Origin of the sequence: Mesorhizobium sp. B2-4-2 (genome assembly GCF_006442845.1) — a bacterium.
Taxonomy (GTDB): Bacteria; Pseudomonadota; Alphaproteobacteria; order Rhizobiales; family Rhizobiaceae; genus Mesorhizobium.
In genome coordinates, this window is record NZ_VFVM01000008.1 from 189407 (window position 1) to 210514 (window position 21108).

The 21108-nt window shown below is 64.2% G+C and carries 17 protein-coding genes; 11 read left to right on the top strand and 6 right to left on the bottom strand.

Features of this window, described 5'->3' with window-relative positions; genetic code table 11:
* Window positions 1-15 precede the first annotated feature (15 nt).
* Both FJ942_RS19230 and FJ942_RS19235 read right to left on the bottom strand, forming a co-directional pair.
* Window positions 16-435 (bottom strand): VOC family protein, encoded by a 420-nt coding sequence (locus FJ942_RS19230; RefSeq protein ID WP_140499242.1) that lies wholly within the window; start codon window positions 433-435, stop codon window positions 16-18.
* Window positions 436-502: 67 nt separating this feature from the next.
* Entirely contained in the window at window positions 503-2530 is a 2028-nt protein-coding gene (locus FJ942_RS19235) for an amidase (RefSeq protein ID WP_140898618.1), read from the bottom strand.
* 345 nt (window positions 2531-2875) lie between these two features.
* Between FJ942_RS19235 and FJ942_RS19240 the strand changes: the two genes are divergently transcribed.
* Entirely contained in the window at window positions 2876-3106 is a 231-nt protein-coding gene (locus tag FJ942_RS19240) for a hypothetical protein (RefSeq protein ID WP_246679872.1), read from the top strand.
* A 66-nt stretch (window positions 3107-3172) separates the two neighbouring features.
* Here the strand turns inward: FJ942_RS19240 and FJ942_RS19245 are convergent, their stop codons facing one another.
* Together FJ942_RS19245 and FJ942_RS19250 are read right to left on the bottom strand one after the other, a co-directional pair.
* Window positions 3173-4321: an amidohydrolase gene (locus tag FJ942_RS19245; RefSeq protein WP_140898621.1), complete on the bottom strand. Its 1149-nt coding sequence runs from the start codon at window positions 4319-4321 to the stop codon at window positions 3173-3175.
* Window positions 4322-4420: 99 nt separating this feature from the next.
* Window positions 4421-4864 (bottom strand): SRPBCC family protein, encoded by a 444-nt coding sequence (locus FJ942_RS19250; RefSeq protein ID WP_140499234.1) that lies wholly within the window; start codon window positions 4862-4864, stop codon window positions 4421-4423.
* 247 nt (window positions 4865-5111) lie between these two features.
* On the opposite strand from FJ942_RS19250, the gene FJ942_RS19255 reads away from it, so the two are divergent.
* From FJ942_RS19255 to FJ942_RS28570, 10 genes are all read left to right on the top strand, one after another.
* Window positions 5112-5972: a xanthine dehydrogenase family protein subunit M gene (locus tag FJ942_RS19255; protein ID WP_140759597.1), complete on the top strand. Its 861-nt coding sequence runs from the start codon at window positions 5112-5114 to the stop codon at window positions 5970-5972.
* Window positions 5972-6448: a (2Fe-2S)-binding protein gene (locus FJ942_RS19260; RefSeq protein ID WP_140517305.1), complete on the top strand. Its 477-nt coding sequence runs from the start codon at window positions 5972-5974 to the stop codon at window positions 6446-6448. Before FJ942_RS19255 ends, FJ942_RS19260 begins: the two co-directional genes overlap by 1 nt.
* A 2-nt stretch (window positions 6449-6450) precedes the next feature.
* On the top strand, window positions 6451-8715 hold the full coding sequence (locus FJ942_RS19265) for a xanthine dehydrogenase family protein molybdopterin-binding subunit (RefSeq protein WP_140898623.1): 2265 nt from the start codon (window positions 6451-6453) through the stop codon (window positions 8713-8715).
* A complete protein-coding gene (locus tag FJ942_RS19270; RefSeq protein WP_140552045.1) occupies window positions 8715-8960 on the top strand; it encodes a MoaD/ThiS family protein in 246 nt (81 codons plus the stop codon). The genes FJ942_RS19265 and FJ942_RS19270 overlap by 1 nt, the downstream gene beginning before the upstream one ends.
* A gap of 481 nt (window positions 8961-9441) precedes the next feature.
* Complete coding sequence (locus FJ942_RS19275; protein ID WP_210243345.1) at window positions 9442-10467, top strand: DNA cytosine methyltransferase; 1026 nt, start codon at window positions 9442-9444, stop codon at window positions 10465-10467.
* Window positions 10468-10487: 20 nt separating this feature from the next.
* Window positions 10488-10898: a very short patch repair endonuclease gene (locus FJ942_RS19280; RefSeq protein ID WP_140898627.1), complete on the top strand. Its 411-nt coding sequence runs from the start codon at window positions 10488-10490 to the stop codon at window positions 10896-10898.
* Entirely contained in the window at window positions 10891-13872 is a 2982-nt protein-coding gene (locus tag FJ942_RS19285) for an ATP-binding protein (RefSeq protein ID WP_181169973.1), read from the top strand. Before FJ942_RS19280 ends, FJ942_RS19285 begins: the two co-directional genes overlap by 8 nt.
* Entirely contained in the window at window positions 13865-15658 is a 1794-nt protein-coding gene (locus FJ942_RS19290) for a response regulator receiver domain (RefSeq protein WP_140898632.1), read from the top strand. Before FJ942_RS19285 ends, FJ942_RS19290 begins: the two co-directional genes overlap by 8 nt.
* A gap of 285 nt (window positions 15659-15943) precedes the next feature.
* Window positions 15944-16777 (top strand): methyltransferase domain-containing protein, encoded by an 834-nt coding sequence (locus tag FJ942_RS19295; RefSeq protein ID WP_224671292.1) that lies wholly within the window; start codon window positions 15944-15946, stop codon window positions 16775-16777.
* 202 nt (window positions 16778-16979) lie between these two features.
* Window positions 16980-17123, top strand: a complete 144-nt coding sequence (locus FJ942_RS28570; RefSeq protein ID WP_181167671.1) for a hypothetical protein — start codon at window positions 16980-16982, stop codon at window positions 17121-17123.
* 9 nt (window positions 17124-17132) lie between these two features.
* Here FJ942_RS28570 and FJ942_RS19300 read toward each other — a convergent pair whose 3' ends face one another.
* Together FJ942_RS19300 and FJ942_RS19305 are read right to left on the bottom strand one after the other, a co-directional pair.
* Entirely contained in the window at window positions 17133-19454 is a 2322-nt protein-coding gene (locus tag FJ942_RS19300) for a cation:proton antiporter (protein ID WP_246679873.1), read from the bottom strand.
* A gap of 355 nt (window positions 19455-19809) precedes the next feature.
* Window positions 19810-21084: a DUF763 domain-containing protein gene (locus FJ942_RS19305; protein ID WP_140898635.1), complete on the bottom strand. Its 1275-nt coding sequence runs from the start codon at window positions 21082-21084 to the stop codon at window positions 19810-19812.
* Window positions 21085-21108 lie beyond the last annotated feature (24 nt).

Below are 21108 nucleotides of genomic sequence, written 5' to 3' on the forward strand. Positions count from 1 at the left end.
TGAAACCGCGACAGCCTACCAATCGGCGACGCGATCGCCGCCTGTGAATTGCGCGCTCTTGCCGGTGTATTCGAACAGTTCGATCTTCACGCCGTCGGGGTCGCGCAGCCAAGCCTGATAGGTGTCGTCGCAGGCGAGTTTTTTCGCGGTGACCTCCACGCCCCTGGACGCGATATGCGTGATCGCGGCGTCGATATCCTCCACCTCCAGGCAGAAATGGTTGATCTGGTTCGTCTCGCTGAACCGCGCACCCTCTTTGTGAAAAACCTCGATATGGCTGCGGCCGCCGCAATTAAGGTAGAAACCGAAAATCTTTCCGTCGCGCAGGAAATTGAACTGGATATCAATGCCCAGGACATCCTCGTAGAAGCGCCGTGTCTCGTCCAGATCATTGGCGAAGATGCAGACATGGGCGAGTTGTTTGACCTTGATCATGGCTGGCTCCTCATAATTTCGCAGGTTCACATAGCCCGGCGCGAAATTGGCCCGCGTGGGCTCATCGTCATTCAATCCCGCCGGTGACCACATAGGCGCCCGCGCTGCGTCCATCCCGCAGCCGCATCACCGCCGTGACGATCGAGCCGTAGGGGCCGCGCCAGACGCTGTGGATCCGTTGATGCTCCGCGGCCGGGACAAACGCCCGGCCGGTCAGACACGCGCCGGCTCGGCGCATCGCTACGGCCTCTCCGTTGACATGCACCTTGATGCAAGCGTGCTCCGTCCCGGTTGCATCGACGGGGAGGTCGAGCGTGATGACGACCTCGTCCTGATCGCCGCTGTCGCGCGTCTCGGCCGCAAGCTTGATCGCGAGCGTAGGCGCCTTGCCATTGCCGGCTTGATTGGCCCGGCGCGAAAACACATCGTCTGCCAGTTCCGGCGTGCGCGGCGGCTGGGTGCGGCGCTGCGTGGAGCGTTCGAAGTCGCCGGCCATGCGCAACAGCCTTTCATCGTAATAGGCCTTGCCGGCGAAGGTCAGGCCGACCGGCATGCCGATGTCGGCCATGGTGCCCATCGGCACGGTAACGGTCGGGATGCCGAAATGCCGCCACACCAGGTTGCCGTTCGCGACCCAGGTGCCGTTGCGCCAGGCAAGCGCCGCGGAGGCCTCAGTGATGTCGGCATCGGCGGGCCCGACATCGGCGACGGCAGGCAGCACGACGGCATCAAGCCTGTTCGCGTCCAGCCAGTCCTCGAAATCGAGCCGCCGCGTCGCTTCCAGCCCTTTCAGCCCGTCCTCCATCGTCGGAATGGCCCGGAACGGCGTGACGCCTGATTTCGCGCGCTCGACATACTGTGCCAAGTCGAAACCGCCTTCATAACGGTCGGGCAGCGTGCCCGGTGGCTGCGGAAAGATTTTCGGGCCGTCGACCGAAACGAGATCGGGAATGTTCAGATCATCGTTCGCGCGCAAAAAATCATCCCAGGCTGAGATGCAGAGGTCCCAGATCTCGCGATCGGCGAAGTCCGGCGGCACCAGAGCGCGGTCGACCATGGTGCGCGCGCCGGGGCGATCGCGCTCGTAGTTGGAGACGACAGGAAAATCGACCTCCATCACCTCGGCTCCAAGCCGTCTCAGGTCCGCCGCCGCTTGCTCCCAGAGATCAAGCACGGAGGCGCGGGTTTCGATCCGCCGGTCGGCGCCGCTGTCGCGGCCGATATACATTCTGGGTACGCCAAGCCGCATGCCTTTCAGCGACCCCGCTAGCGCCAGATCGGTATAGCGCGGCGGTCGGATTTCGGAACTCTTCGGCAGCGCGATCCAGGGCTGCGCGCGCCAGAAATCGCCCCGCGTCTCGGGATCGTCGGCGACGATCACATCCAGCAATTCGAGCATGTCGGGCACGCTGCGCGTGTGCGGCACGACGACATCCATGGTCGGCACCAGGGGCCAGTTGCCGCGCACCGAAATGACACCGCGCGACGGCGTGTAGGCGACCAGCGCGTTGTTGGTGGCCGGCGCGCGGCCGGACGACCAGGTTTCCTCGCCAAGCCCGAAGGCGCAGAAGCTCGCCGCCGTCGCGGTGCCAGAGCCGTTCGAGGAGCCGGACGCGAAGGCGGCGGTCAGGTAATCGGCATTGTAGGGGCTTTCGGCGCGGCCATAGACTCCGCGCTGCATGCCGCCATTGGCCATGGGCGGCATGTTGGTGAGGCCGATCAGCACCGCGCCGCCGGCGCGCAGCCGGGCGACGGTGAAGGCGTCCTCGTTGGCGATGAGATGCTCGAAGGCCGGCGAGCCGGCGGCAACAGTCAAGCCGGACACTTTGTAACTGTCCTTGGCGGTGTAGGGGATGCCATCGAGCGGGCCGAGCGTCTTGCCCTGGCTGCGGCGCCGGTCCGAAGCCGCGGCGTCCTCGAACATATCAGGATTGAGAACCGGGACCGCATTGAGGCTGATGCCGTGCCGGTCGAAATGCGCGATGCGCCTGAGATAAGCACCGACAAGTTCGACGCTGCTCACCGTGCCGTCGTCGAGCGCGCGCCGCAACTGTTCGATCGTCGCTTCGACGATGTGAAGGCTGGCATCGGTCATCTTCTGGCCCCTGGCGATCGTTTCCAGGCATGGATGAGCGAGGCCGCCGGCTTCGGCAAGGGCCAATCGCGATTGACGGTGGTCCTGGCGCGGGTCAGGCGCGGTGCCGCGGTTGCATATCCTGGTTGGCAAAAAGCGGCTGACCGATGCAACCTCTAATAGAGACGGCGCGTCAGGTGCCCTCTGGAATGGCGAGGTCCGGATCCGGCAACGAGGAGTTGCGCCTCTGGTGTAGTCCTTGGGCAACTATTCGCCAAATAGTGAATATCCGTCCCTCAAGGCGACTTGCAAGCTTAAGCTGAAGCTCGCAGAAGTTGCGGCAGAAGCATGGATTGAAGAAAACTCATGCCGCCGCCCCAGCATGAAAGGGGGATCATGCCTGACCAGAATGCCCTAATCCGCGCTGCCATTGGGCGGCTGCTCTCCGAAAAAACCGGGGTTGCCGCCCTTTCAATGAAGGAAAGCATTGACGAATTGCTGGAGCGAACCGGCGAGACGGTGACCGAGGACAGCCTGCAGGACCTGCTGCTCGAGATGGCCGAGGTCCGTGGAATGACGGTTGTTCTCGACGTTTAGCGAAGCCGTTCCGCCACAGCCCGGGCGTGGCGTGCCGGCTCGCCCCGATCGGCTATTCGGCCTGGCTCAGCCCAGCAAATTGCGCGCCGTGCGCATGAAGATCCTCGACCCGATCGGGATCAAATCGTCGGGGAAATCATAGTCGGGATTGTGCAGGGCAGGGTGGCGCTCGCCGGCGCCGAGGAAGAACATGGCCGACGTCGCGCTGTGGCCGAACAAGCCGAAATCCTCCGAGGCGCGCATCGGCAGGGCTTCTTGCGTGTGCGCGACGCCCTCTTCGTCGAGGGCGCGTTGGAGATGCTCCACCGCGTCCGGCGCGTTGACGCTGGCGACGAAGATCTCGTGGTAGTCCCAGCTTGCGGACAGGCGATGCTGGCCCGCGATCTTCGTGACCAGCGCTTCCGCGGCGGCGCACAGATCCGCCATGCGCTCGTCGCGCCTGGTGCGCAGCGTCGCCCAGACCTCGGCGTGGGCGGGCGCGATGCCGAACACGGCTTCGCCCATCTCGGCGTGGGTCACGGTGACCATGCCGAAATCGTCGTCGGCGAAAGTTCCGCGCCCGAGCGCGGGCAGGGCAGGCATCAACGCGCTGATCGCCGGCATCGGCGAAATTCCGGTCTCGGGCATGGAGGAATGCGCGGTCTTGCCCTCCAGCACGATGCGCATGCCGCGCGAGGCACAGTTGACCACGCCGGGCTTGAGCCGCACCTCGCCGAACGGCACGCCGGGCAGATTGTGCAGCGAAAAGGCGAAATCGGGCGCGATCTCGCCGAAACGGGGGTCGGCGACGACACCGGCGGCGCCATTGCCGGTTTCTTCCGCCGGCTGGAACATCAGCACGACGCGACCGCTTGCAGGCCGCTCGCGCCCGAGCTGGCGTCCGAGCGCCGCCAGGATCGCGGTGTGTCCGTCATGGCCGCACATATGCGACTTGCCTGGCACGCGCGAGGCATGCGGCACGCCGGACAGTTCTTCGATCGGCAGCGCGTCGAGTTCCGAACGAAACAGGACGGTTGGTCCGTTTTTGCCGCTGTCGTAGACGGCCGCGACACCATGCCCGCCCAATCCGGTCAGCACCTTGTCGGGATTGGTATCGGCGAGGAAGTCGACGACGGCTTTTGCCGTCTTTTCCTCCTCGTTCGATATTTCCGGCTGCTGGTGCAGCTTGCGCCGCCACTCGGTCAGCTCGACGATGTCCCGGTTGGTGAGAGTCATGCTTTTTGGCCTCCGCTAAATTCTTCCCGACGCGCCCGATCGACCGGGCGCGTCGGAAGGATAGCTAGCGGCAAATGGCTGAAACCGCCACCGTCTGGCCTATTGATTTATCTCGGGCTCGACGAGCTTTGCCAGGTTCCGCAGCGACTCCTGCCAGCCGAGATAGCAGGCCTCGACCGGGATGACGTCGGGAATGCCGGCCTGGGTGATGTCGATCTCGGTGCCGACAGATACTTTTTTCAGGGTGACGGTCACCTGGATCTCGCCCGGCAGATTGGGGTCGTCGAACCTATCGGTGTAGCGCAGGCGCTCACCGGGAACGAGTTCGAGATACTCGCCGCCGAAGGCATGGCTGTCGCCGGTGGTGAAGTTGCGGAACGACATCTTGAACGTGCCGCCCACCTTGCCCTCGAAGTGATGAACCGTGCAGGTGAAGCCGTTCGGCGGCAGCCACTTCGCCAGCGCGTCGGCCTCGACGAAGGCGCGATAGACTTTTTCCGGGCTGGTGGTGAGAACACGGTGCAAACGTACGGTGCCGGGCATATCATATCCTTTCATAATGCCTGTTCGATGCCCCAGGACGAGCGGGGCCCGGCCAGTCCGACACCGGCTCCCGGAATTTTTTCAGAGCCTCGGCCGCGGCCTGCGCGACTGGCTTACGCCAGTTCAGCCTGGGTTGGGACTCGATTTTGCGGCGGCTGGCCCAATCGTCGAAAATGACGAACCGGATAGCCATTATGAGGAGACTGTTTATAACGGTCGCTGAGATCGCTGTGACCAAGGGGAGACGATGCGCTACATACGTCCACTTTCAATCGAAGATGCCGTTGGCCAGTTGGCCGGATCGGCCGGAACGGCGGCCATTCTCGCCGGAGGCAGCGACCTGCTGGTGAGGATGAAGGGCGGCTTCATCGAACCCGAACTGATCGTCGACATCAAGGCGATCACTGCCTTGAGCGAAATCAGGGAGACGGCCGACGGCTTCAGCATCGGTGCGGCGGTTCCCTGCGCGGTGCTGGGAGAGAACGCGGCCCTGAAGAAGGCCTGGCCGGGCGTCGTCGAGGCGGCCAAGCTGATCGGCTCGAAGCAGGTGCAGGGACGCTGCACCATCGTTGGCAATCTGTGCAACGCCTCGCCGGCGGCCGACAGCGTGCCGGCGCTGGTGGCGGCCGGCGCCAGGGCGGTGATCGTCGGGCCCGCGGGCCGGCGCACCATTGCCGTGGAAGCCGTGCCGACCGGACCGGGCAAGACGTCGCTCGCCAAGGGCGAGATCATCGAGGCGATCCTGCTCGACAGCCAAGCGCCGCGCTCGGGCGACGCGTATCTCAGGTTCATTCCCCGCACCGAGATGGATATCGCGGTGGTCAGCGCCGGCGTGAACCTGACGCTCGACGAGCAAGGTGTCGTCAAGGCTGCCCGCGTGGCGCTGGGCGCCGCCGCGCCCACGGTGCTTCTGGTGCAGGAGGCCGCCGAGGCCCTCATCGGCAGGACGCTGGACGAAGCAGCCCTCGAGCGGCTCGCCAAGGTCTGCTCCGGGGCCTGCCGGCCCATCGACGACAAGCGGGGCACGATCGAGTTCAGACGGAAAGTCGCGGGCGTGCTGGCCAGGCGGGCCGCCACGTCAGCCTACAAGCGTGCAGGAGGCAAGTGATGGCCGGTGTAGCAGTTTCAACCACAATCAACGGCGACAGCGTCGAGTATCTCTGCCAGCCCGACGAGACGCTGCTCGACGTGCTGCGCGACCGGCTCGGGCTGACCGGCGCCAAGGAAGGCTGCGGCACCGGCGATTGCGGTGCCTGCAGCGTCATCCTCGACGACCGGCTGGTGTGCTCGTGCCTGGTGCTGGGCGCGGAGGCGCAAGGGCGCCGCGTGGAGACCGTCGAGGGCATGGCGCATGGCGACCGGTTGCATCCGCTGCAGCAGAAGTTCCTGGAGCACGCCGCGCTGCAATGCGGCGTTTGCACGCCGGGCTTCCTGATCGCGGCGAAGGACCTTTTGGCCAAGAATCCCGACCCGACCGAGGAGGAGATCCGCTTCGGGCTGGCCGGGAACCTGTGCCGTTGCACCGGCTATGACAAGATCGTGCGCGCCGTCCAGGACGCGGCAAGCGTGATGAAGGGAGCCTGACGATGAATTTCGATCCGCGTTTTTCCAATCGCAATTTCGCTTCGGTCGGCACGCGTCCCATCCGTCCCGACGGCGTCGACAAGGTGACCGGCCGCGCCCGCTACGGTGCCGACTTCAACATGGCCGGCCAGTTGGTCGGGCGTGTGCTGCGCAGCCCGCACGCGCACGCCAAGATCAGGAAGATCGACACTTCGAAGGCGGAAAAGCTCGCCGGCGTGAAGGCGGTGATCACCGCGGCCGACCTGCCGGACCTCACCGATGGCGATGCCGCCATGTACGACATCCTCGACAATTGCATGGCGCGCACCAAGGCGCTCTATGACGGCCATGCGGTGGCCGCGGTCGCCGCGATCGACGCCCGCACCGCCAGGCAGGCGCTGAAGCTGATCGAGGTCGACTACGAGGTGCTGCCGCATGTCACCGATGTCGACGAGGCGATGCAGCACCACGCGCCCCTGATCAACGACGCCGTCTTCACCGAGGGGCTGGAGGAAAAGCCGGTCAAGCCGTCCAACGTCACCAAGCGCAGCCAGTTCGGCCATGGCGACGTCCATCAGGGTTTTGGGGCGGCCGACTTCATCGTCGAGCGCTCCTTCAAGACCGAGCAGACGCACCAGGGCTATATCGAGCCGCATGCCTGCGTGGCCAACGTCAGCTCCGACGGCACGGCGGACCTCTGGGTCTGCACGCAAGGGCATTTCGTCTACCGCCAGCATTGCGCCCAGTTGCTGGGCATGGAAGCCTCGAAGCTGCGCGTCACATCCTCCGAGATCGGCGGCGGCTTCGGCGGCAAGACCCATGTCTGGGCCGAGCCGGTGGCGCTTGCACTGTCGCGCAAGGCCGGCCGCCCGGTGAAGCTGGTGATGACCCGCGACGAGGTGTTCCGCGCCTCGGGCCCGACCAGCGCCACCTCGATCGACGTCAAGATCGGCGCCCGCAAGGACGGCACGATCACCGCCGCCGAAGCGACGCTGCGCTACACCAGCGGCCCCTATGCCGGCACCTGGGCCGAGATCGGCGCCATGACGGCGTTTGCCTGCTACCGGCTGGAGAACGTCAAGACCGTCGGCTACGAAGTGCTGGTCAACCGGCCGAAGACGGCGGCCTACCGCGCGCCGTCGGCGCCGATGGCGGCCTTCGCGGTGGAAAGTGCGGTCGACGAGCTCGCCAAGGAGATCGGCATGGACCCGGTCGACTTCCGCATCAGGAACGCGGCGCAGGAAGGCACGCGATCGTCCTACGGCCCGGTCTATGGCCCCATCGGCATCGGCCCGACGCTAGAGGCGGTGAAGAACCATGCGCACATGAAGGCGCCGCTTGGTAAGAACCAGGGCAGGGGCATGGCCTGCGGCTTCTGGTTCAATTTCGGCGGCCAGACCTGTACCGACCTCAACATCGGCATGGACGGCTCTGTCTCGCTTGCCGTCGGAACGGTGGATGTCGGCGGTTCGCGCGCGTCGCTGTCGCTGGTGGCGGCGGAGGAGCTCGGCATCGATTATTCGCAGGTCAAGGCCGTCGTCGCCGACACCTCCAGTCTCGGCTACAACGACATGACGGACGGCAGCCGCGGCACCTTCTCCTCCTCCATGGCGACCATCTCGGCCGCCCGCAACGCCATCAAGGTGCTGCGCGAGCGCGCCGCGCAGATGTGGGACATTTCCGTCGACGACGTGGTCTGGGAACAGGGCCATGCGGTGGCCAAGGGCGAGAAGCACGGCAATCTCGGCAAGCTGTCGCTGAAGGAGATCGCCGCCCAATCCGGCAAGACCGGCGGGCCGATCGCCGGCCATAGCGAGCTCGTCGCCGACGGCGCCGGCGTCTCCTTCGCCACCCATATATGCGACATCGAGGTCGATCCCGACACCGGCTCGACCAGGGTGATCCGCTACACGGTGGTGCAGGATGCCGGCAAGGCGGTGCACCCGACCTATGTCGAGGGCCAGTACCAGGGCGGTGCGGCGCAAGGCATCGGCTGGGCGCTCAACGAGGAGTATATTTACGGCAAGGACGGGCGGCTGCAGAACGCCGGCTTCCTCGACTATCGCATCCCGGTCTGCTCCGACCTGCCGATGATCGACACGCAGATCCTGGAAATCCCCAACCCCAACCACCCCTATGGCGTGCGCGGCGTCGGCGAAACCTCGATCGTGCCGCCGCTGGCGGCGATCGCCAATGCGGTCTCGAACGCCGCCGGCGTGCGCATGACCCACATCCCGATGTCGCCGCCGCGCATCCTGGCGGCGATCGAGGCGGAACGGGAAGGCTGATGGTGCAAGTGACGCTCTGGGGGGCGCTTGCCGCGACCGCCGGAGGCCAGAGCAAGGTCGAGGTCGAGGCCAAGGACATAAGGGAACTGTTCAGGAAACTGGCTGAACAGTATCCTGGGCTTGAGCCGTTGATCGACCGGGGGATCGCGGTGGCGATCGACGGGGTGATTTATCGCGATACGTGGGGAAAGAAGCTGCCGCCGGGGGCGGAGATTTTTCTGCTGCCGAGGTTGGCTGGGGGGTGAGGGGCTGGTGGTTCGTTGCCATCGGCTGGAAGCTTCTTGAACGTCTGGTTTTGGGGCCGGGAGCGGACTGGCGGCTTTCAGCCGTTGAAGAGCGAGGCAGACATTCCTACGGATCAATGCATTGTCTTTACCTTGCCCAATGCGGCCGCAGCTCGGCGACCACCGGAGCTGTTCGGTTGACCAGCCTAATATGACATTCAGGAGCTAAGATCGCAGAGGTGCGCAAATAGAGCAGTCACTGAGCAGCTCGAGCGGGATATTCGTCGACTACACCAGCTACTTAGACCTTCAAGTCTCCTGCATCGACATTTGAAATTGTGCTCGGATGCAGCGCAAGTGCGCCATTCTACATCGTGACGGCACGAAGATCATACCATTGCCCCCAATACGGGCTGACCATGATGGTACAAACAACTTGTTAATGCGCCAATTATATCGTACCTGTGGATTGGGGGGCCGGTAGCTTTTCGTGCCTAATGCAGTGGACATCTTCAGCGGGTCGGGCGGGGTGACCCAAGGCCTGCGCGCCGCGGGCTGGCGCGTGCTTGCGGCATGCGACAACGATGCAGTCGCCGCCGCTACGTATCGGGCAAATCATCGCAGGACGAAGTTTGTCGAAGCCGACATCCTCCTCGACAAGACCATCGACAGGATAACGGCGGCCGCAGGCGACCGGCATGTCCATATGCTTGTCATTTGCGCGCCGTGCCAACCGTTTAGCAGCCAGAACAGGTATCGGGGCGACGACGCGCGCGAACAGCTGATCGTGCGAGCCATATCCATTGCACAAAGGCTCGATCCCGACACCATCTTCTTCGAGAATGTGCCTGGGCTCGCCACTCCCGCATACAGGTCCATCGTGTCAGATGTGCAGAAGAGTCTAGCTGAGTTCGGCTACGTCGTGACTGAGCCCATGGTCCGAGACGCGGCGGATTTTGGCGTTCCTCAGCGACGTAAGCGCTGCATCATGTTCGCCGCTAAGAGCCAGGCCGCCCTGAAGGCATTCAGGGAATGCGACGTAACCGCGCCGAGGAAGTCTGTTTTCCAGGCCATCGCGGATCTGCCGGCGCTGATGTCGAGCGAGTCAAGCAAGACCGATGTGCTGCATCGGGCACGCACTCACTTGCCAATAGCGCTCGAGCGCCTGATACATATCCCGATGGATGGCGGCAGCCGAAAGAGCCTTCCCGAGCATCTGGAGCTGGTGTGCCATAAGAATAAGGCCAAGTCGTTCTCCGACGTCTATGGGCGGATGTCCTGGCACGATGTGGCGCCAACACTGACAACGGGTTGCACCGACGTGACAAGGGGGCGTTTCGCTCATCCCGAACAGCATCGAGCGATCACGCTGAGGGAGGCCGCGCGGTTGCAATCGTTCCCCGACAGCTACAAATTCATCGGCGGATCGGGGCAGGTTGCCGCGCAGATAGGCAATGCAGTCCCGCCCGACATGATTAAGGCGTTCGTACCAGCTTTCAAGGCGGCCCTCGCCGCCACCCCCGAATGATGACCTCCCGATCGGAGGCCATGGACGCTGGTGTCAGCGCACGCATGCGCAAACAACGTGTCGCTGACACGCAAGCTGAAACGCTCGTTCGGACAGCGCTTTTCGCGGTCGGAATACGCTATCGCAAGCACTGGCCCGTGCCGGGCCGGAGACGTCGCACGATTGACATCGCGATGCCGGGCAGGAAGCTTGCGATCTTCATAGACGGCTGCTTTTGGCACGGCTGCGAGGTTCATAAGACGGTGCCGCGGTCAAACGAAGCCTGGTGGCGCGCCAAGCTCGACGAGAACAGGCGGCGTGACCATGAGACAACGGAGCTTCTGGTCGGCCAAGGCTGGAAGGTGCTTCGATTCTGGGAGCATGATCGGTCGAGCGAAGTGGTCGCTGCGGTCATTCGTTCGATCTCAGAAATGGATGCCTACAATGGCTAGGATCAGGGTCCGCGCACGCGCGGTGGACATGCTGGGGCGTCAGCAGATCGCAGGCATCCCAACTGCGGTGCACGAGCTGTTCAAAAATGCCCATGACGCCTATGCAGACAGCGTGCGTGTAGACTACTTCCACGCGGACGAGCTGTTCCTCCTGAGGGACGACGGCGTTGGCATGACCTTAGTGGATTTCGAGAGCCGGTGGCTGACCCTGGGCACGGAAAGCAAGGTCGGTGCGAACGACCCCGGACAGATTGTCTGGACCGGGCCTAGAGGTGCTGGTGTCCGCGCTATCACCGGCGAAAAGGGTATCGGTCGGCTGGCCATTGCCGCTATCGGGCCGCAGGTCCTGCTCTTGACGCGTTCGGTCCGCCCGGAAGGCCTTGGCTCGCTTGTGGTTAGCCTTATCCAGTGGGGGCTCTTCGAAGTTCCCGGTCTCGATCTCGACGCCATCGAAGTGCCTGTCGTCGAACTGGAGGGAGGGCAGTTGCCTGATCTCAGCGTCGTGACCAGCTTGGCCGACCGTATCCGCGGCAACATCGGGCAGCTCGGAGAGCAGATACCCTCGGCCATCAGGCAAAGGCTGCTGTCGGAGCTCGACATGGCCGATTTCGATCCTGCGGCGATCTACGCCCAAATCGAGGGTCCGAGCCTGGCCGAGGGAAACTTCGGCACGCATTTCTTCATTCGACCAACCAACCCGGTGCTGGCGGACGATATCGAGCAGGCGGAAGATGGAGGGAGCGAAGCGACCCCCTTGGAGAAGATGCTCCTGGGCTTCGGTAACACGATGATACCTGAAGCATCGAGCCCTCCGATCTCGGCCCAGTTCTGGGATCATCGAGAGGACGGCACCAGTCGCGACCTGATCGGCGGGTCGGCCTTCTTCACGCCCGAGGAATTCGACGCTGCCGATCATCATATCGATGGCGAGTTCGACGAATTCGGTCAATTCATCGGTGACGTCTCGGTCTACGGCCAACCAGCCAAAGCGCACACCATCGTATGGCCGGACTCGACAGGCCGCCCGACGGAATGCGGCGCATTCCGGCTCCGTTTCGCATACGTCCAGGGATCGCTCAAGGATTCGCGGGTTCCGCCTGACGAATGGGCGCGATTGAGTGTTAAGCTCAACAAGATTGGCGGGTTATATGTCTACCGTGACAACATCAGGATATTGCCATACGGAAATTCGGACTACGATTTCCTCGGCATCGAACGCCGCAGGACCAAGAGCGCCCAAGATTGGTTCTTCTCCTACAGGCGACTTTTCGGGGCGGTCGAGCTAACCCATGCGCGCAACGGAAAATTGGTCGAGAAGGCAGGTCGCGAGGGATTTCGTGCCAACCGCGCTTACCGCGAGTTCGTTAGCATGCTCGAGAACGTCTTCGAGCGACTCGCCATCGATTTCTTTCGCCCGACCTCGCAGTTCGGCGAGGAGTACAATTCGCTGCGCGCGGAGCTCAACCAAGAGGCCAAACTCTTAGCGAAGCGGGCCAAGAGGACCAAGGAACGCCAGGGCGAGTTCAAGACCGAACTCGAAACCTTTTTCACCGCGATCGAGAGCGGTGCCCCGACTCAGGAAGCGGAGCGCATCCGCGCGATGACGGAGGAGCGGCTTTCAGCGGTCGCTGCGATCAAGAGTCCCGAAGCCGCCGCAGATGCGCTGCTCAACGCGGAGGCAGAGGCCAGACGAGCCATCGCGGCGCTCGAGAGGTCCATCACGGTGATTAAGCCCCGGGCCGTCGGTTTGGGAAAGGGGCTCACCTCCGACTGGACCGCCTACCAACAGAACTCCGATAGGATCAGGCGCGAAGTCGTGATGCCGCTGCTCGTCGAGATGGAGGAGCGAGTCAGCGAGGTTGCCGCCACTAACGACATCGATGTGGACCGGCGCCGCCGACTTCTCGCTTCGCTGGAGCAGCGGCGATCATCAACTGAGAACGAGACTGCCCGTCTGCGCCGGCAGGTGCTGGAGCGTGTGACCGGCCTCTCGCAGCAGGTCGAATCGATGGCCAGGAAAGCGCTGGAGCGCATGGCGTCGGGCTTCGAGCTGATTTTCGCCGAGGTCGGTCGCACGAATATCTCCGACATGACTGAATCGGACCTGGCCCACCTGCAGAGGGGGTGGGAAGCCCGGTCGGACACCATAGCGAAGGACACCAGGGAACTGCTCGAGGCATTGGGCGAGCAGCTTGTGTCGCTGGCTGGGACCGTGGCGGAAGGCGGAACCCTCGACGAGACGACGGCGGCATTGGAAAGTCGCGCCGACGCTCTCGAAGAGCAGTTAGACCTATATTCCGAGCTCGCACAATCGGGGATGGCGATCGGAATCGTCCAGCATGAATTCGCGAACACTGTGAAGCGGATACGAACTGCCATTGCGCAGCTCCAGCCTTGGGCATACGGCACGTCGGAAATACGGGTGATCCGCGATGACCTGAGCGCTGGCTTCGACCACCTTGACAGCTATCTCGCGCTGTTTACGCCGCTGAGCCGCCGTCTCAACCGCAAGCCCATCGAGCTATCTGGTGAGGAGATCCGTAACTACCTGTTCGAGATATTCGGCGACCGACTCAAGCGTCACGGAATTAAGTTGATCGCGACGCCGGCATTCCGCACCAAGATCATGGTGGCGTTGCCTCCCATCATCCTGCCTAGCTTCGTGAATGTGGTGGACAATGCTATCCACTGGATAACCACGGTACCGGGCGGCGAAAGGGAGATCCTGCTCGACGCGGACGAGGATTCATTCCTCATTTCCAACAGTGGCCCAGGTATTCCGCTACGTCTTGCCGACCGCATTTTCGAGTTTGGTGCGACCGAGAAGCCAGGCGGAAGGGGTATGGGCCTGTTCATCGCAAGGCAGGCGCTGCGCTCGAACGGCATGGACCTGACCCTCCGCAAGTCGGGCGAAAACGTCAGACCGCAATTCGCGATCGGACACACAGAACAGTCCGGGGGGGACAATGGTTAAGGCTGCTAATGCGTTTACCGACTACCGCTTGGCCGGGGTGAGGAGGTTCCTTCAAACAGCCGTGGTCATCGACAACGAGGCCGAGCTGAGGACGTCCGCTCCTGCGGTGCCCATTGAACCGCAAGTGGCGCGTCGGAGGCCCGGCAGCGTCCTGGGTTCGGCCGCAGCCGCGTCCCCAGCGAAGTCTGTCCCTGCCGGGAACACTGGCGACGCCGTCGCAATGCCGGCGCCAGATGCAGCGGCGGTCGTTGCAACGCCCGCCGCTGACGGCGGCCCAGGGCGCCTGAATGCCAAGATCCTCACCGACGCATTCTCGCGGAGGGAGATCATCTGCGGCCTGTACAGGCCCGAGGCGAAGGAAGCCGAAATGGTGGAACTCGCGACCAACGCCGCCAAGCACGCCGATGTCGTCATTGTCGATTGGCTCCTCGAGAACAACTCCTCCGTCCGCGCCGTGGAGATCGTCATCAGTATCCTCCAAGAGGACCTGAGAGGAAACGGGCGCCTTCGCCTCATGGCAATCTATACGTCACTGAACGGTGTATCGATCATCGCAAAGGAACTTTTAGACCAGATCGAGCAGGCGGATGGCCTGGGGGGCCGTTTCAGCCTGGACGGCGCCACCATCGTCGGCGCCGACGTGCGAATATGCGTCCTTAACAAGCCGCAGTCGATTGGCGAGGCAGACGTAGATCGCGTAGCGGAGGCGGACCTGCCAGGACGGCTCCTCGAGGAGTTCGCGAGATTGTCGACCGGCCTGCTGACCAGTTTTGCCCTGCATTCGATCGCCGCCGTTCGCCGCTCGGCCCATCATGTCGTAGCGGTTTTCGGCGAACACCTCGACGGTGCGTACCTAGCGCACAGATCGTCGCTTCAGGACCCCGATGAGGCGACGGAATTTGCCATCAACCTACTAGTAGGTGAGTTGCAGAATGCCATCGCCGTAGACGAGAGGCAGGATGGGAAGATGGCCCCGGAGGTCCTGGTCGGCTGGGTGGAGAGCAAGGCCGGCGCCCACAAGTTCCGCAGAGGAGGAGAGGAAGCCTTGCCAGAGCTCGTAAAGGGCCTAGTGTCCGATGGCCTGGCGGCCCTGAAAGCAGCCACCGGGAAGCTCGTCAAAGCGGACGGGAACCTGTCGGACCGTGCGCTCAAGGTGGAAACGGTCGGTGAGATCTTCTATGACAGCCCCCAACAGGCTTGGGAGCGGCAGTTGGAATTCGCGAGGCTGAGCATCTTCAAGCGCGAGGCGCACGGTAGAAGCCGCCTGCCGGACAGTTGGGTTCCTACTCTGGCGCTCGGCTCGGTCCTCAAGGTCTTCGGCCCCAAGAACGACGCCGAGAAGCTGCTTTACGATGATCTGGGTGCCAACTTCTTTGTCTGCCTACAGCCGGTCTGCGATAGCGTTAGGATAGACGAACTGACTGGGTTCCCTTTCCAAACCGGAAACGCCGCCACCCAAAAGTTCAATCTCGTCGTCAGGGAGCGCGACATTTCCCCAGGCACCCCGCTCCTGATAAACTCCAAACTTGGCCATACACACGTCTTGAGATTCCAGCCCGATCAGAAAGCCCGCTGCGTCAGAGCGACCAAAGTCGGTGACGATTTCGTCTTCACCGACTCCCGCAAGAGGGAGTTTATCTGGCTCGGCGACATTAGGGACATGAAGGCCCAGCACGACGCTACGGCAATCGCAGCTAATGCGCAGCGCGTGGGTCTCGTAGAGCTAGAGTGGTTCAGGTTGGCGACCGAGAACAAGGTGGAAGTCTACATGGCGCCACATGTCTAAAGTTGTCGGGCGACAACAGCCAGGCTGATGCACACAGAATTGTAGTGCGCGTCGGGGCCATGAAGGTCAGCTTTCCGCTACTAACCGTGATCTGCCGCTTGGTGCTCGCCGCTTACGGGAAGCGGCGAAGCTAATCTAAATGACCGACGCGCGGCGCATCCTGTCCATCCAACCTTCAACTGACGAGGGCAATCACCGGCGCTGGTCCCACTTACCTTCGCAGCCATTGCGTGCCGCCGCTCGGTGCGCTTCTATCCCTGCCGGGTCATAACGGGGGGGCATCATTTGTCTGCCAAGAACCAAACGTCCACCGGCCACGAAGCGAGCGAGGCCGGTTGGCTCGATCTTCATTTTGAATCGTCGCGCCCCGAATATGAGGCGGCCTTGCTCGATGCCGGCATCCGCCCGGGCTGGCGCGTGCTCGATGCCGGTTGCGGCAGCGGCGGCTTCCTGCCGCTCATCGCGAGCGCCGTCGGGCCCTCCGGTTTCATCGCCGCGCTCGACCTCGCGCCCGAAAACATCGCCCGGGTCGCGGCGCTCGCGGGCACGCTGTCCGAGCCGCCGGACATTGCCACGCATGTCGGCAGCATCCTGTCGCTGCCCTTCGCCGACGCATCGTTCGATTGCGTCTGGTCCGGCAATGTCATGCAGTATCTGGCGCCGGCCGAGTTCGAGCTTGCCGTCGGCGAGGCCAGGCGCGTGCTGAAGCCGGGCGGCATCTTCGCCGTCAAGGATTTCGATTCGACCATCTTGCAGATCCTGCCCATGGACCGGGCGCTGCTGGCGCGCTTCATGGCAGCCAGGCTCCAGGGTTTCCGCGACCGGGGCGTGCTCGGCACCGATTGCGGTTCGACCCTTCCGGCGCGCCTGCGCCAGGCTGGCCTGGAGGTCGTCAGCCGCAAGGGCTGGCTGGTCGAGCGCTGGGCGCCCGCGCCTCGCTTCACGCGCGACTATGTTCGCGACCTGCTGGCCTATTTTGCAAGCGTCGCGCCGGGCTATGCCCTGCCTGATGCCGACCAGGCCTACTGGCAGGACCTGAAGCAGCGGCCGGATCGCCTGCTCGACGATCCGGACTTCTGCTACCGCGAGTTCTTCGTCATGGCGGTCTGCCGGACATAGCGCTCCGCCGCGACGGCCGATGCCGCGGCGGGTGCGCGAGGCCGCAGGCAACCCCGCTTCCGAGATCGAGACTGAGCCAAACCGCATTCGCTAGCCCTCCGCTCAAATGGCCGGCTTTCGAGCGAATTTCTTCGCGAACCGTTAATTCGGCCGTGCTGTTAATAAGCATCTGCTAATGAACTGGTTCGCGCGGGGGTACGCAATGACCAAGAATCTCGGCAATGCACGCTATGTGCCGCCAAAGGAGCAGCAAGGCTCGGTCCTTGGCAAGGTCGCGCCGGCCTTGTTTCCGCTGGCCGTTGTAGCGCTGGGCTATGTGATCGGCAGGCAGTTCTTCGGCCTCTAGGCTCCGCCGTCAGGCACCGGTTTCGGCTGTGGCTTCGGGCCTTGCTTCGGCGCGGATGCGGTCGCTTGCCACGAGCACGACCGGGCAGGGGACGGCGGCCAGCACCGCCATGGCGGTGTCGCCGAAGAACAGTTCCTCGCCCGGCCGCTGCGTGACGCCCATCACCACCATTGCCGCTCCCTTGGCCACTTCCCTGGCGATCGCCTTGTCGGGCGTGGCGCGGGCGCGGATGGCGGTATCGACGGCGACGCCGTAGCGGTCGGCGAGATCGACGACGTCCTTGAGCACCGCCTCCTCGCGGCGGTGCGAAACGGTGCCTTGCCGGGCGCCTTTGCGCGCCTGCGAGACATAGAGCACCCTGACCCGCGCCCGGTGCGGCCGTGCCAGCGCCAGGGCGAAATCGGCGGCGCGGCGCGACACTTCCGTGCCGTTGACGGGCACCAGGATGGTGGTGCCCGCGCGCAGCACCGGCATCTTGCCCCCGGCGCCGGCACCGTTCAGCACCAGGCAGAGCGGACCGTCGAAGCCGCTGGTCATGTCGTTCAGCGCTTCGGTGAACGATCCCTTCTCGGTCAACATGGCCTCGAGCCCGACCAGCAGCAGGCCATAGCCCTTGCGCGCCTCCTCGGCGATCGTCCGTGCTGTCGCGTCGCGTTCGCTGCGGGCGGTGAGATGCACCTTCTCGACCGGCGTGTCCTCGGCCTTGCTCACCGCTTTGGCGCTTCTGGCGGCGCCCTTCTTGACCTCCTTCAGCGCACGTTCCGGGCCCTTGTCGCGGGCCGGGCCGGCAAGCCTGCCGTCCTTGAGGTGGAGAAGCGTGGTCGGCATGCCGCTGCCGCCGCCGACCAGGCCCGCGAGATAGGCGGTGAACTTGCCGACCGGGCTGTCGTCGACCAGCAGCAGCAGCCGCTCCAGCTTGGAGACGAAGCCGCGCTCGTCGAGCAGCTCGCGGTCGACGCGCTGCTTCTCGGCGTCTTCGACGGGCAGCCGGCCGAGCGCCCAGCGCAGCATCGGCGGCATGGCGAGCGTGGTGATGACAGCCATGGTGACGATCATGGTGAACAGATTGTGGGAGAGGATGTTCATCGACAGGCCGATCGAGGCGACGATGACCTCGGTCGAGCCGCGCGCGTTCATGGCGCTGCCGACGGCGGTCGCCTCCTTCAGCGTCATGCCGGCGAAGCGGCCGCCGATGAAGGCGCCGCCGAACTTGCCGATGCTGGCGATGAGCACCAGCGCCAGCGTCAGCAGCGCCAGCGTCGGGTCGGCGAGCACGGTGAGGTCGGCCGAAAGCCCGGCCATGCCGAAGAAGATCGGCATGAAAAGCGCGGTGATGACGCCGCGCAGCTGGCTCTCGATGTGGCTGGACAGGATCGGCGATTCGCCGACCAATATGCCGGCGACGAAGGCGCCGAGCACGGTGTGGACGCCGATCAGGTTGGTGATCAGCGCCATCACGCCCATGATGATCAGGATGACCGATATGACGGCGTATTCGCTGCGGAAGGAATCGTTGCTCCAGCGGATCAGCGTGAACACCAGCCGGCGGCCGATGGTGAAGGAGAACACCATGAACAGCGCCACTTCGGCCACCGTGACCACCAGCGGCACGATTTGAAGGCTGCCATTGGTGGCGATGCCGAAGGTGACGGCGATGATCAGCCAGCCGATCGTGTCCTCGATGATGGCCGAGGAGATGATGACCTGGCCGAGATTGCGGCGCATGAAGTTCATCTCGCGCACCACCATGGCGACGATCTTGACCGAGGAGATCGACAGGGCCGTGCCAAGGAAAAGCCCGGCGACGACGCGCTCGCCGGGGTCGGGCAGCAGCGTGTCGGGCAGGAACTGCGCCAGCGCGAAACCGCAGGCAAAGGGCACGACGACGCCGGTGACCGAGATCGAAAAACACGCCGCGCCCACCCGGCGCACCAGGCGCAGGTCCGTCTCCATGCCGGTGAGCAGCAGGAGCAGCAGGACGCCGAGCTGCGAGACCGCCTCGATCATGCTCTTCTGCGCGGGGTCGGTCGAGAAGATCAGCTGCTGCGCGCCGGGCCAGAGCCAGCCGAACAGCGAAGGCCCGAGCAGGATGCCGCCGATCAACTGGCCCATGATCGCCGGCTGGCCGTAGCGCTGGAAGATTTCGCCCAGGCCACGCCCGACCAGCAGCAGAAGCACGATCTCGGCGACGAACAGGCCCTCCGCCGAGCCGCCCATGCCCGCGGCATGGCTGCTTGCCTGGGCAGCCCAGGCCGGGCACGGCGAGGTAAAGGCGGCGAAAAGGATGAGAATGGCAGGAAGAAATCCCGTTTGCGGCCAGTGCCTAGTCATCCAACCCCTCAACGCGGATCAAGTCCGCTGCCCATAAACGTGCAATGCCGCGCAAGGTTGCGGCGGGTCGGGCCAATCTGTTCCGGCCGATCTGTTGGGTAAGTGCCGACATAAAAGACAGCCCTCTTCTCCCCGTCTCTATACGGGGAGAAGGTGCCGGCAGGCGGATGAGGGGCAGCGCCGACATGGGAGAAATACAGGATCCAGATGCTATTTGCCGAAACCTTGGCGCCGCCCCTCATTGTCCTGCCGGACATTTCTCCCCGTATAGGACGGGGAGAAAGGCCCATCTACCGGCTGGACGCCTCCGCAGATTGCTTCGCCAATTGTCGGCGTAGCGGCCGCGATCGGCGATCTAGCCCGACTTCTTGGCGCCGCCCGGCAAAGCACCTTCAGGCGGCGGCTCCGGGCCGAAGACGCTGCGGCCGCCGAGCAGATGCGACTGGTCGAACTCGCCGGCGACGATCTCCTTCAGGCTCGGGCCGGTGACGTAGCGCTCCAGCCGCCGCGCCTGGCCGTCGAGCCTTTGCAGAGCGGCAAGCTCCTCTTCTCGGCCGAGCTTCGCCTTGCTGACCGCCGACTTCATGACGGCGATGGTCTCGTCATAAACCTTCAGCGGCACCGGGAAGGGATGCCGGTCCTTGCCGCCATGCGCCAGCGAGAAGCGCGCCGGGTCGGAAAAGCGGCACGGGGCGCCATGCACCACCTCCGCCACCATCGCCAGCGCCCGCACGGTGCGGGCGCCGACGCCCGGAACCAGCAGCAATTCGGGAAAGTCCGTCGGGCCGCTCTCGATGGCGGCGGAGATATTGCCGTGCAGCCGGCGCATGACGATGTCGCTTTCGCGCACGTCATGATGCGCCGGCATGACCAGATTGGGCAGCATCGGCTGTGCATTGTCGCGCTTTGCCGAAGCCGTCGCTGGCTCGATGGCGGCGAATTCGTGCACGATCCGGTCGGGACCGAGCTGGCGCAGAAGGTCGATCTGGCCGCTGCGCGAGGCCTCGGCGCGATGGTCGGTGAGGTTGACGATCTCGCCCTGCCGCTCGCCCTCGATAGCCGCGTGGGGCTGGTCGACGAAACTCCTCAAGCCCTCCGACAGCCAATGGTAACGGCGCGCCTGTCTTCTGTCGCCGTTCATGCCTTGCTGGACGACCACCCAACGGCTGTCGTCGGTGACGATGAAACCATGCAGATAGAGGTCGAAACCGTCCTGCACGGCGGCGCTGTCGACCTTGGCGACCAGGCGGCTGGCGGTGGCAAGGGCCGCGCCGTCGAAGCCGACACGTTCGCCGATCATCTCCAGCTCGTGCGGCGTCTTGCGCGAATGGGCGCCGCGGCCGCCGCAGACGTGGATGCCGAGCTCGCCCGACAGCGGCGTCAGCCCGCGCTTCAGCGCGCCGATGACGCTGGTGGTGATGCCGGACGAATGCCAGTCCATGCCCATCACCGCACCGAAGGACTGGAACCAGAAGGGATGCGCCAGCCGGCGCAGCAGCTCGTCGCGGCCATAATGGTGGATGATCGCCTGGCACAGCACCGCGCCGAGCCGCGTCATGCGGTCGCCCAGCCATTTCGGGACCCGTCCGCCATGCAGCGGCAGGTCGGCGCTGCCGCTTCGCTGCGTCACTTGTTTCGATGCTCCGTGGCCGGC

What these genes read in the sequence shown, in the direction of transcription:
- FJ942_RS19290 (WP_140898632.1), top strand. Translation starts at nt 13,865, where the DNA reads ATGGTTAAGGCTGCTAATGCGTTTACCGACTACCGCTTGGCCGGGGTG.
- FJ942_RS19280 (WP_140898627.1), top strand. Translation starts at nt 10,488, where the DNA reads ATGGACGCTGGTGTCAGCGCACGCATGCGCAAACAACGTGTCGCTGAC.
- FJ942_RS19240 (WP_246679872.1), top strand. Translation starts at nt 2,876, where the DNA reads ATGCCGCCGCCCCAGCATGAAAGGGGGATCATGCCTGACCAGAATGCC.
- FJ942_RS19270 (WP_140552045.1), top strand. Translation starts at nt 8,715, where the DNA reads ATGGTGCAAGTGACGCTCTGGGGGGCGCTTGCCGCGACCGCCGGAGGC.
- FJ942_RS19230 (WP_140499242.1), bottom strand. Translation starts at nt 435, where the DNA reads ATGATCAAGGTCAAACAACTCGCCCATGTCTGCATCTTCGCCAATGAT.
- FJ942_RS19265 (WP_140898623.1), top strand. Translation starts at nt 6,451, where the DNA reads ATGAATTTCGATCCGCGTTTTTCCAATCGCAATTTCGCTTCGGTCGGC.
- FJ942_RS19260 (WP_140517305.1), top strand. Translation starts at nt 5,972, where the DNA reads ATGGCCGGTGTAGCAGTTTCAACCACAATCAACGGCGACAGCGTCGAG.
- FJ942_RS19250 (WP_140499234.1), bottom strand. Translation starts at nt 4,864, where the DNA reads ATGCCCGGCACCGTACGTTTGCACCGTGTTCTCACCACCAGCCCGGAA.
- FJ942_RS19255 (WP_140759597.1), top strand. Translation starts at nt 5,112, where the DNA reads ATGCGCTACATACGTCCACTTTCAATCGAAGATGCCGTTGGCCAGTTG.
- FJ942_RS28570 (WP_181167671.1), top strand. Translation starts at nt 16,980, where the DNA reads ATGACCAAGAATCTCGGCAATGCACGCTATGTGCCGCCAAAGGAGCAG.
- FJ942_RS19245 (WP_140898621.1), bottom strand. Translation starts at nt 4,321, where the DNA reads ATGACTCTCACCAACCGGGACATCGTCGAGCTGACCGAGTGGCGGCGC.
- FJ942_RS19285 (WP_181169973.1), top strand. Translation starts at nt 10,891, where the DNA reads ATGGCTAGGATCAGGGTCCGCGCACGCGCGGTGGACATGCTGGGGCGT.
- FJ942_RS19300 (WP_246679873.1), bottom strand. Translation starts at nt 19,454, where the DNA reads ATGACTAGGCACTGGCCGCAAACGGGATTTCTTCCTGCCATTCTCATC.
- FJ942_RS19235 (WP_140898618.1), bottom strand. Translation starts at nt 2,530, where the DNA reads ATGACCGATGCCAGCCTTCACATCGTCGAAGCGACGATCGAACAGTTG.